The following is a 9,660-nucleotide window of genomic DNA, read 5'->3' as shown; positions in this document are numbered from 1 at the left end:
GTGCCTCGACGCCGCGGGGGCCGGTACCGCCAACGGCACCCTGATCCAGCTCTACACCTGCTCGAACAGCAGCAACCAGCGCTGGACCCGCACCTGATGAGCCCTGCGGCACACGGAAGGGCAGCCATGACGGCCTGACGTGAGCCTCTCTGCGCCCTCGGGAACACTCCTTTCCCCCCGGGAGTACAGCGCAGGTCTGCGCCGGGGCGCCGTCGTGACGACGGCGCCCCGGCCGGCCGCACCAGCCGTACTGGCCAACGACTCCAACGGACAGTTGGGCAACTATGACGTTGCGGTGCGGCGGATCCGGAACCTGCTCACGCCTGCTCCTTGACGGGGACCGGTGTGATGCCGAGGCGCCCGGCGAGTTCGTCGGCGCCGATGCCGTACGTTTCCCGGATCCGGACGCCCTCCGGGCCGACGTCGAAGACACCGTGGTCGGTGTAGACGCGGCTGACGCAGCCGACGCCGGTGAGCGGGTAGGTGCAGCGCGGTACGAGCTTGGGTTCGCCGGAGCGGGTGAAGAGGGTCATCATCACGTAGACGTCCTTGGCGCCGATGGCGAGGTCCATGGCGCCGCCGACGGCGGGGATGTCGTCGGGTCTGCCGGTGGTCCAGTTGGCGAGGTCGCCGTCGAAGGCGACCTGGTAGGCGCCGAGGACGCAGACGTCGAGGTGGCCGCCGCGCATCATGGCGAAGGAGTCGGCGTGGTGGAAGTACGCCGCCCCCGGCAGCTCGGTCACCGGGACCTTGCCGGCATTGGTCAGGTCGGGGTCGATCGCGTCGGCCTCCGCCTTCGGGCCCATGTTGAGCATGCCGTTCTCGGTGTGCAGCACCACTCCGGAGTCGGCGGGCAGATGGTCGGCGATCTTGGTGGGCTGCCCGATGCCGAGGTTGACGAAGGAGCCGGCCGGGATGTCACGGGCGATGACGGCGGCGAGTTCGTCCATGGAGAGCCGGTGGTCGGCGGCCACCTGGGCGGTTGAGGTCGTGGTCATCGTGCCCCCTGCACGGTGTAGTGACGGGCCGTCACCTGAACGATCCGGTCGACGTAGATGGACGGGGTGACGACGGCCTCGGGGTCGAGCTTGCCGGCGTCGACGACCTGCTCGACCTGGACGATGGTCGTCGTCGCGGCCGTGGCCATGACGGGGCCGAAGTTACGGGCGGTCTTGCGGTAGACGAGGTTGCCCAGCGTGTCCGCGACATGGGCGCCGATCAGCGCGTAGTCGCCCTTGATCGGGTATTCCAGCAGGTAGGTGCGGCCGTCGATCTCACGGACCTCCTTGCCCTCGGCCAGCGGGGTGCCGACCGCCGTCGGGCAGTAGAAGGCGCCGATGCCGGCCCCCGCGGCGCGCATCCGCTCGGCGAGGTTGCCTTGGGGTACGACCTCCAGCTCGATCTTGCCTGCGCGGTAGAGGTCGTCGAAGACCCAGGAGTCGGCCTGGCGCGGAAAGGAACACAGCACCTTGCGCACCCGGTCGGCGGCGAGCAGTGCGGCCAGGCCGACGTCGCCGTTGCCGGCGTTGTTGGACACGATGGTGAGGTCCTTGGCGCCTTGCCGGATGAGCGCGTCGATCAGGTCGAACGGCATTCCGGCCAGGCCGAACCCGCCGACCAGGACGGTGGAGCCGTCCTCGATCCCGGCGACCGCGGCATCGGCGCTCTCGACGATCTCCGCCCGGCTCATCGGGTGGCCTCCGTGGTGTCGCAGTTCTCCAGTACGACGGCCAGGCCCTGGCCGACGCCGATGCAGATCGCGGCGACGCCGTAGCGCTGCCCCGTCTCGCGCAGCACCTTGGCCAGCGTGGCGAGGATGCGTCCGCCCGAGGCGCCGAGCGGGTGGCCGATCGCGATGGCACCGCCCTTCTGGTTGACGAGGGCGGGGTCGATCTTCCACGCGTCGACGCAGGCCAGCGACTGCACGGCGAAGGCCTCGTTGAGCTCGACCGCGCCCACCTGGTCCCAGCCGATCCCGGCCCGTGCCAGCGCCCGGTTCGCCGCCTCCACGGGGGCGTAGCCGAAGGCCTGCGGCTCAAGTGCCTTCACGCCGCGACCGGCGATACGGGCGATCGGGTCGGCCCCGATCGTGGCCGCCGCCTTCTCGCTGCCCAACAGCACCGCTGAGGCACCGTCGTTGAGCGGGCTGGCGTTGCCCGCGGTGATGGTGCCGCCCTGCTCCGGGGTGCGGAAGACCGGCTTGAGCCTGGCCAGCACCTCCGGCGTGGATGTAGGCCTGATGCCTTCGTCGCGGGTCAGCTCGACGCCGTCGACCGGCGCCACCAGGTCGTCGTAGAAGCCCGACTCCCAGGCGGCGTGGGCGAGTTGGTGGGAGCGGGCGGCGAACTCGTCCTGCCGCTCGCGGGAGATGCCGAAGCGCTCCTGGAGCTGCTCGTTGGCCTCGCCGAGGCTGACCGTCCACTCCTTCGGCATCCGCGGGTTGACCAGCCGCCAGCCCAGGGTGGTGGAGACCGCGGTGACGTCACCGGCGGGGAACGGCTTCGCGGGCTTGGGCAGCACCCACGGTGCCCGTGTCATCGACTCCACGCCACCGGTCAGCACCACTTCCGCGTCGCCGGACTCGATGGTCCGGCTGGCCGTCATCGCCGCGTCGAGGCTGGAGCCGCACAGGCGGTTCACCGTGGTGCCGGGCACGCTCACCGGGAGGCCGGCGAGCAGCGCCGCCATGCGGCCGACGTTGCGGTTCTCCTCCCCGGCGCCGTTGGCGTTGCCCCACACCACGTCGTCGATGGCGGTGGGGTCGAGGCCCGGCACCGTCGCGAGCGTGGATGTGATCGCGGCGGCGGCGAGGTCGTCGGGGCGGACGCCGGCCAGCGCGCCGTTGAAGCGGCCGAACGGTGTCCGGGTCGCGGCATAGAGGAAAGCGCTCATGGCAATGACGCTAATTCCTGGCCGCGATATTCTGAAGTACGTATATGGCGGCTGATTGATATGGGCAGGATATGGATCTGCGGCACCTGCGGTACTTCGTGGCGGTGGCCGAGGAGCGTCACTTCGGCCGCGCCGCCGAACGGCTGCACATGGCGCAGCCACCGCTGTCCCAGCAGATCCGTCAGCTGGAGACGGAACTCGGCGTCGAGCTGCTGCACCGCACCACCCGGCGCGTGGATCTGACCGAGGCCGGCCGGGCCTACCTGGAGCGGGCGCGCGCGATCCTCGCCGAGGTCGACGAAGCCGCCCACCACGCACGGCTCGTGGCGGCCGGCTCGGTGGGCCACCTCGTGATCGGGTGTGTCGGCTCGGTGACCTACAGCCTTCTGCCCGCGCTCTCGCGCCGGCTCACGGAGGAACTCCCGGGTGTCGACTTCTCCTTCCGCGGCGAGATGCTCGCACCCGACCAGGTCGAGGCGCTGCGCACCGGCGCGATCGACGTCGCGCTGCTGCGCCCGCCCGCGGCCGACCTCTCCCTCACCGTGCACACCCTGCGCCGTGACCGTCTCGTCGTCGCCGTGCCGGTCGACCATCCGCTCGCCCGCCGGAAACGGCTGCGGGTCACAGACCTCGCCGGTGCCGACCTGATCGTGCACTCCGCCGACCGCCGGTCGGTGATGTACGACGTGGTGCTGGGCCTGCTGCGCGACGCCGGCATCGAGCCGCGCATCCGCCACGAGGTCGGCGAGACCTCGACCCTCATCACGCTCGTGGCGGGCGGCCTCGGAGTCGCCGTCGTACCGGAGCCGGTCACCGCGCTGGCGCTCGACGGTGTGGCCTACCTTCCACTGGCCGGGGCCGGCGCACGGGTGGAGCTGGCCGTCGCCCACCGAGCCGATCGCGCCGAGCCGCATCTGGTACGCACAGTGGGCATCATCCGGGCGACGATGAAAGAGCCGCGTCCCCCCGGTGCCGGCGGAATCGCGTCGCCTACGCGACGATCTTCGTGACGGAATCCCGGGCCTGCTGCGCGATGCGGTCGTCGGTCACGGGAGCACGCGCCGCCAGGACGGGGAACGGCCAGGGTCAGCCGCCTGTCCGTCCCTGTGCTTCGTCCGTCCACGAACGGAACACGGCGGCCTGACCGTGGTGGGTGCCGTCGGCGTCCACCAGATTCCACATGGTGACGTCCTCGATCCAGAAGCGTCGGCCGGACTTGGCGATCCTGAGACCTCGGTATCCGGACGCGTAGCCGTGTTCCGTCACCGATCGCACGAACTCCTCCCGGTCGTTCTGTCCGTCCGCCGCCGCGGACAGTCGGGACGGGAGCCCCATGAACTCCGACCAGGAGTATTCGAAGCACTGTTGGGCGGTTCTGTTCGCATAGATGAAGACCGGGTCTGCGCCGGTGCCGTGCGCGAGCAGTCCGAAGGGAGCGTCCTCGTAGAGCCGGCGGGCCGTGTCACCGCCGGGCTCCAAGGGCCACAAAGGGGTGCCGGTCAAACGTCGGTGACTGGACAGGAGGAGTTCGGCGAAGGCGTCGTTGTGGAGGAGCGTGGTCATCGAGGCATGCCTCTCGTCCGTCCGGGGGAGGGGAGTGGATCACGGGTGCACGGCTGCCGCCCAGTATGCGATCGCGCAAATCCGCCGCCTGCACCAGGGGCCGGATCCGCACCCACGACCCCGCACCGACGGCCAAGGCGGCGCTCTTCGGCTTCGCCCGCTCCCTCGCCCGCGAACTGGGTCCTTCCGGTGTGACCGTGAACTCCGTGGCGCCTGGCCTGATCGACACCGACATCACGCAGGGCAAGCTGGACGAGGAGCGCAGGGCGGCCATGATCGCGGACGTTCCGGTCCGCCGGATCGGGAGCGTGGGGGACGTGGCAGGACATCGCGCCGACCCTCCAGCGCATGGTGCCCGGCATCGAACGCCTCGTCACCGCCGAACGCACGGCGCCCATCCCGCTGGACGTCCTGTTCTTCGCCGTCATCCCGCCCGTCTCGGGGATGCTGGACGCGCCCAGCGCTGCATGCCGGTTCGCGGCAAGGCGGCGGCGGGCGGAAAGGTGCCTGTGCCGTCCAACTTCCTTACCGAAGCCGGTTTATGACGGAGAACGGCATGGCAGGTACATGACCTAAAGGTCTTCGGGGGCATACCATCGCAAGGCTTCGGAGGGGCGGTCGACGGTGTGTCCGGCCGGAACGGACTGCCTGTGCCGCTCCTTCGCGTACCCGGCCCCGCCGGGGCCGGAATCCCCCCACGGATGAAGGAGCAGCGATGCCCCTCGGCACATGGTTCAAGTCAGGCACCTCGGCCGCGGCGCTCGTTCTCGCCATGGCGAGCGCCGCGACTGCCGCCCCCGCGACTGCCACCGCCGCGAGTGAACCGCCCACCGCCCAGGCGGCGGTGACCCTGCGCTACGACGACAGTCGCGCCGGAGGCTGGGAGACCGCGATCGCGGCCGGAGTCGCCTCGTGGAACGCGAACGTGAGCAACGTCAGACTGGTCGAAGCGGCACCCGGCACCAGTGCCGAAATCGTGATCGTCGCCACCACGGGCTGGCCGCAGGCCACCCTCGGCCCCGTTCGTCCCGGCCGGCAGGTCCGCGTCGAGCTCGGCAGCCAGGCCGTGAGCCAGGGGTACGACAAGACCCGGATCGCCGCCCACGAGCTGGGCCACAGCCTCGGCCTGCCGGACACCAAACCCGGCCCCTGCTCACAGCTGATGTCGGGATCGAGCGCCGGCACGGCCTGCACCAACGCCGTACCCGACGCGGCCGAACGGTCCCGCGTCGAGTCCGCCTACGCAAACGGCGTCACCGCCCTTGTACCCACCGCGGGCCGGAACCTCATCGACGCACCCTGAGCACACTCCCAAGAAGCGCCGGCACTTCCGGGGGTCTCGACGAGACCCCCGGGACGTCGTCCCTTGAGGTGACCGCGGCCGGAAAGCCGGGACTCGCCGGAAATCCGGGACTTGGAGGGGGAAGCCGCCCCTGCGGTCCTGCTGATCGCCGTCAGGGACGGAGGCGGCGTGGTACGTGCCGTAGGCGGGTGTCGCGATCCGGTCGCTCTCGGCTCAAGGATCGGATCGGAGACGGTGATGGTGGCCCTCCGCTGGCGCAGACCGGGATCGCGCACGGCGGCGCCGCCGGAGAAGTGAAGCAGGGCCGGCACGTTGACCTGTCGGCCTCCGGCGCCGAGCGCGCCGCGACACCCGGGACGCGACGGATCGCGAACTGCCCACCGACAGAACGCTGTCGGTGGGCAGTGGCACCCCGCACGGGCCGGACCACCCTGGTGCTCCACATCCCGTGAGCACAGGACTGCCCTTGGCGGCCGCAGCGCTCAACGCCGGACGCAGCATCGGCGGTGCCTTCCTCGACACCGATCTGGACGACGAACTCTCCCTGGTCTCCCTGAACGTCACCTCCGTCGTCCACCTCGCCACGTACGCCGCCCGCCAGATGGCCACCCACCACACGGGCAAGATCCTCATCACCTCGTCGCTGTCCGCGACCCTGCCCACCCCCTACGAGACGGTGTACGGCCCCTCCCGCGCCTTCACCCGGATGTTCGCGCTCGGTCTGCGCGAAGAACTCAAGGAACACGGCGTCACCGTCACCACCCTCATGCCCGGAGCCACCGACAGCGACTTCCACACCAGCGCCGGCATGGACGACACCGCCTTCGGTACCGGAGCGAAGAAGAACAGCCGCAAGGAAGTCGCCCGCCACGCCACGAAGGCCAAACCGCGTCCGTAGGGTTCCTGACGTCGTTGCCCCTTGCCGTCTGGAGCTTCGGCCCGCTGAAGGCAGCGGAACGACCGGTAGGGCTGGACCGCCATCATGAGCAGCATCGCGGACATGGTCCCGCCCATCCCGTGGTGAGCCGCGAGAGCGGCTCCGCGGTGGCTCCGGTCCTGCGCCGTCGGCTGGCGCGGTGATCTTTCTTCGGCGCACGGGCCCTGTCCCAGACGGCGAGGCTCAATGACGTCAGGAACACGACGATCGTGTGCGGCATCGTGAGCAGCCAACGGCCCCAGCCGCGCCGCCGGCCTTCGCGGCCGCCGGCGAGACCGTTCCGACCGTTTCGGTCGGTGCTGCGGACGCGTGCTCTCACCGACGCGGCGATCGACAGCGGGAAATAGACGGCGAGCGTGGCGATCACGAAGCGTCACAGCGAGGACGACGCCGCCTCGCTGTCGACGGCGGCCGTGTGGGCGCCCATGCCGGTCATGCCGTTCGCGTTGTCCATCCCGGCCATCCCGGCTATCCCGGGCATTGCGGCCATGGCGGGGCCGTGACCGTGGTCGAGCGCGAGCACCGGACCGGACGATGTCGTGGTCATCGCCAATGTCATGATCACCATGCCGGCGCTGCCCACGATGAGGTGGATCCAGTGGCGACCCTGCTTCCAGCCTCGTGTGCGCGTGTTCCCGCGCCTGCGCGCTCCCTTCAGTCATGGCTGTTCCCCTGGCTGATGCGGCAGCGAGCGCATGGAGGACTCTGCGTCCCCCTACTCCCGTACGTCCGCGTCTGCCTGGCCCAGGTGGGGCCGGTCGCGAGGCGGACGTCGTATCGCTGTCGCAGAGGACGCACCGGCAGGGCCGCGCCGGTCGTCCCCGGCGCACACGAACTGCGGCGCCGGGTGGAGAGTCTGGAACCTCATGCTCCGGTTCTTCCGGCACCTGCGCCATGCCTCGGGGCGCGGGCGACCGACCGGGTACCTGCCGCCCCGGAGTCGGGACAGCGTCCACATGTGCTCTCGTCCGTCATTCAGTGGAACGCAGGTGCTGGGACACGGCGTCGGCCGTGGCGGACACCGGGGGGAGCAGCTTCGCCAGGTGGAACGTGGCCGCCGGGGCCACCACAGCCACCGCTGCCAGCACGGCCCCGTCGGCGGAGCGCACGGGGAACGCGACGCTGCTGATGTCCGGTTGCAGCGTGCGCTGGGCCACCGCGTAGCCCTCGCGTCTGACCTTTGCGAGGGTCTGCCGCAGGGCGGCGCCCTGGTTCAGGGTCGCCGACGTGTACGCGCGCAGCGGCCCGGCGCAGACCTCGTTCTGGACGGATTCCTCGGCATGGGCGAGCAGCACCAGTCCCGCGGCGCAGGCGTGCAGGGGCATGCGGTCCCCGGACTCGATCCAACTCATCAGGGTGTCGCTGCCGTTGACCACGAACGAGAGACAGACCCCTTCGACACGGTCGCGGATCATGAGGTACGCCCCGGCCGATGTGCGCGTGTGAAGTTCCATCAGGTACGGCTGCGCCGCCTCGGCGAGCGGTGAGCAACGGGGTGCCAGCGTTCCCGTCTCCCAGAGTCTTAAGCCGATGCTGTAGCTGCCGTCCCCGTTTCTGTCCAGCGCTCCCCAGCTGTGCAGCTTGTTCACGATGCGATGTGCTGTGGCGAGTGGGAGGCCCGACCGCCGACTGATGTCACTCAAAGTCAGAGTGCGGTTCTGTCGGTCGAACGCTCCCAGAACGCTCAAAGCGCGGTCGACGACCGAACGCTCCGGCGTGCCGGAATGAGGCATGGTCATCCCGTCTTGTTCCTTTCGTGTGCGCACAAGGCGAGTGAACTCGACTCGTGCGAACGCCAGATGGGATCTGGCGACGGGCGGCCACCTCTATGATTAAACCTTCAAGAGATGCGAGAAAGGTTGATTCCGGAAGTCCTATGGTCGATTTCGACTCCTTGCCGATCCCTGTTGTGCCCTACGCCCCGGTGTGCCGACCGGGATCCGGTATCACGGTGACCTCTTTCCAGGAACTGCTGAGCTCGGTTCCCCGGGAGTTCCTCGCCTCCCCGCACCGGTTGGAATTCCATCAGCTCCTGCTGGTCACCCAGGGGACCGGTACTTTCTCGCTCGACTCCACGCGCTTCGAGTGCCGTCCGGGAAGCCTGCTGTGGATCCGGCCGAACCAGGTGGTCCAAGCCGCGCCGCAGCATGATCTGGCGGGCGAGCTCATCATGTTCACCGAGGCGTTTCCCCCGCGCATGAGTGCGCGCTTCGGGATGCTCGACGATGTGCTGCGGCCCTCGCACTGGCGGCTGGGCGAGAGTGAACTGGCCGACCTCGGACGGATCCTGTCCCTCCTGCGAGAGGAATTCCGGCGGCCCGAACGGGGGTGGGGTGAGGACGTCCTCAAACACCTGCTGGCGGTCTTACTGTTGAGTATCGATCAGATTTGCAGGTCGAACCGTGAGCACGGAACCCCGCTCGTCCCTGTTGGCGACAACGTCTGGGGGGAGCTGTTCGTGCGGTTCCGGAAGGAGCTGGAGCGCTCCTACCGCGTCTCGCGCCAGGTGGAGGACTATGCCGCCGCGCTGAATTGCACGACCCGCGCCCTGTCCCGTGCGTGCCGGGCGGTCGCCGGCACCACCGCCAAGAACATCATCGATGCCCGGGTGGCACTCGAAGCGCGTCGCCTGCTGATGCATACGCGTCTGCCCATCGGAGCCGTGGCCCGTCAGCTGGGGTTCACCGAGGTTACGAACTTCACCAAGTTCTTCATCCGTCGGGTGAATATGACGCCGGGGGCTTTTCGGCGGAGCAGCGGCACGCTGATTGGGCCACCGGCAAACGTCACCGATGGCCCTGAGGTGGTGTTACCGCCCAGTTCTAAACCGGGCGGTAACCAATTCGAAGAGAGTTGTACCGAGAGTCAATTGCGATCGGCTTTCCACTCTCCGGAAGGGTAGTTGATCTAGTTCAGTCTTCTGGAGACACTGGCGTTCGAGTGCGTCGGGCGGCCACTCCCGACA

The 9,660-nt window shown here is 69.3% G+C and carries 13 protein-coding genes; 6 read left to right on the top strand and 7 right to left on the bottom strand.

Translation table 11 applies throughout. The features are described from left to right. Window positions 1-97 (top strand): RICIN domain-containing protein (locus PH203_RS45940; protein WP_289928527.1); only part of this gene is annotated, 97 nt, incomplete at its 5' end. A 220-nt stretch (window positions 98-317) separates the two neighbouring features. Here the strand turns inward: PH203_RS45940 and PH203_RS45935 are convergent. From PH203_RS45935 to PH203_RS45925, 3 genes are read right to left on the bottom strand one after another with little or no spacing between them, the layout of a single operon-like run. Further along, window positions 318-998, bottom strand: a complete 681-nt coding sequence (locus tag PH203_RS45935; RefSeq protein WP_289928519.1) for a 3-oxoacid CoA-transferase subunit B — start codon at window positions 996-998, stop codon at window positions 318-320. Next, window positions 995-1,690, bottom strand: a complete 696-nt coding sequence (locus tag PH203_RS45930) for a 3-oxoacid CoA-transferase subunit A (protein ID WP_289928517.1) — start codon at window positions 1,688-1,690, stop codon at window positions 995-997. Before PH203_RS45930 ends, PH203_RS45935 begins: the two co-directional genes overlap by 4 nt. After that, window positions 1,687-2,892 carry a thiolase family protein gene (locus PH203_RS45925; protein WP_289928515.1) on the bottom strand — a complete coding sequence of 402 codons (1,206 nt, stop codon included), beginning with the start codon at window positions 2,890-2,892 and terminating at the stop codon, window positions 1,687-1,689. The genes PH203_RS45930 and PH203_RS45925 overlap by 4 nt, the downstream gene beginning before the upstream one ends. 71 nt (window positions 2,893-2,963) lie before the next feature. Here PH203_RS45925 and PH203_RS45920 point away from each other — a divergent pair, with 71 nt between their 5' ends. Beyond that, window positions 2,964-3,902, top strand: coding sequence for a LysR substrate-binding domain-containing protein (locus PH203_RS45920; protein ID WP_289928514.1), 939 nt, complete (start codon window positions 2,964-2,966; stop codon window positions 3,900-3,902). A 76-nt stretch (window positions 3,903-3,978) separates the two neighbouring features. Here the strand turns inward: PH203_RS45920 and PH203_RS45915 are convergent, their stop codons facing one another. Next, window positions 3,979-4,455 (bottom strand): MEKHLA domain-containing protein, encoded by a 477-nt coding sequence (locus tag PH203_RS45915; protein ID WP_289928513.1) that lies wholly within the window; start codon window positions 4,453-4,455, stop codon window positions 3,979-3,981. A gap of 65 nt (window positions 4,456-4,520) precedes the next feature. Between PH203_RS45915 and PH203_RS45910 the strand changes: the two genes are divergently transcribed. The 3 genes from PH203_RS45910 to PH203_RS45900 all read left to right on the top strand — a co-directional run bounded on the left by PH203_RS45910 (window position 4,521) and on the right by PH203_RS45900 (window position 6,656). Continuing rightward, window positions 4,521-5,000: an SDR family oxidoreductase gene (locus tag PH203_RS45910; protein ID WP_289928512.1), complete on the top strand. Its 480-nt coding sequence runs from the start codon at window positions 4,521-4,523 to the stop codon at window positions 4,998-5,000. Between the two features lie 170 nt (window positions 5,001-5,170). Then, window positions 5,171-5,758, top strand: coding sequence for a snapalysin family zinc-dependent metalloprotease (locus tag PH203_RS45905; protein WP_289928510.1), 588 nt, complete (start codon window positions 5,171-5,173; stop codon window positions 5,756-5,758). Window positions 5,759-6,206: 448 nt separating this feature from the next. Then, window positions 6,207-6,656, top strand: coding sequence for an SDR family NAD(P)-dependent oxidoreductase (locus PH203_RS45900; protein WP_289928509.1), 450 nt, complete (start codon window positions 6,207-6,209; stop codon window positions 6,654-6,656). An 82-nt stretch (window positions 6,657-6,738) separates the two neighbouring features. On the opposite strand, the gene PH203_RS45895 is transcribed toward PH203_RS45900, so the two are convergent. The 3 genes from PH203_RS45895 to PH203_RS45885 form a co-directional block, all read right to left on the bottom strand. Then, entirely contained in the window at window positions 6,739-7,062 is a 324-nt protein-coding gene (locus PH203_RS45895) for a hypothetical protein (protein ID WP_289928507.1), read from the bottom strand. 6 nt (window positions 7,063-7,068) lie between these two features. Further along, window positions 7,069-7,242: a hypothetical protein gene (locus tag PH203_RS45890; protein ID WP_289928505.1), complete on the bottom strand. Its 174-nt coding sequence runs from the start codon at window positions 7,240-7,242 to the stop codon at window positions 7,069-7,071. Window positions 7,243-7,666: 424 nt separating this feature from the next. Then, the gene (locus PH203_RS45885; RefSeq protein ID WP_289928526.1) at window positions 7,667-8,428 is read right to left on the bottom strand and encodes an IclR family transcriptional regulator; all 762 of its coding nucleotides are present in this window, start codon (window positions 8,426-8,428) and stop codon (window positions 7,667-7,669) included. 143 nt (window positions 8,429-8,571) lie between these two features. Between PH203_RS45885 and PH203_RS45880 the strand changes: the two genes are divergently transcribed. Further along, complete coding sequence (locus PH203_RS45880) at window positions 8,572-9,597, top strand: AraC family transcriptional regulator (RefSeq protein WP_289928504.1); 1,026 nt, start codon at window positions 8,572-8,574, stop codon at window positions 9,595-9,597. Window positions 9,598-9,660: the final 63 nt, after the last annotated feature.

The organism is Streptomyces sp. S.PB5, assembly GCF_030403745.1.
Classification (GTDB): Bacteria; Actinomycetota; Actinomycetes; order Streptomycetales; family Streptomycetaceae; genus Streptomyces.
This window is presented reverse-complemented; position numbering and strand designations above follow the sequence as displayed.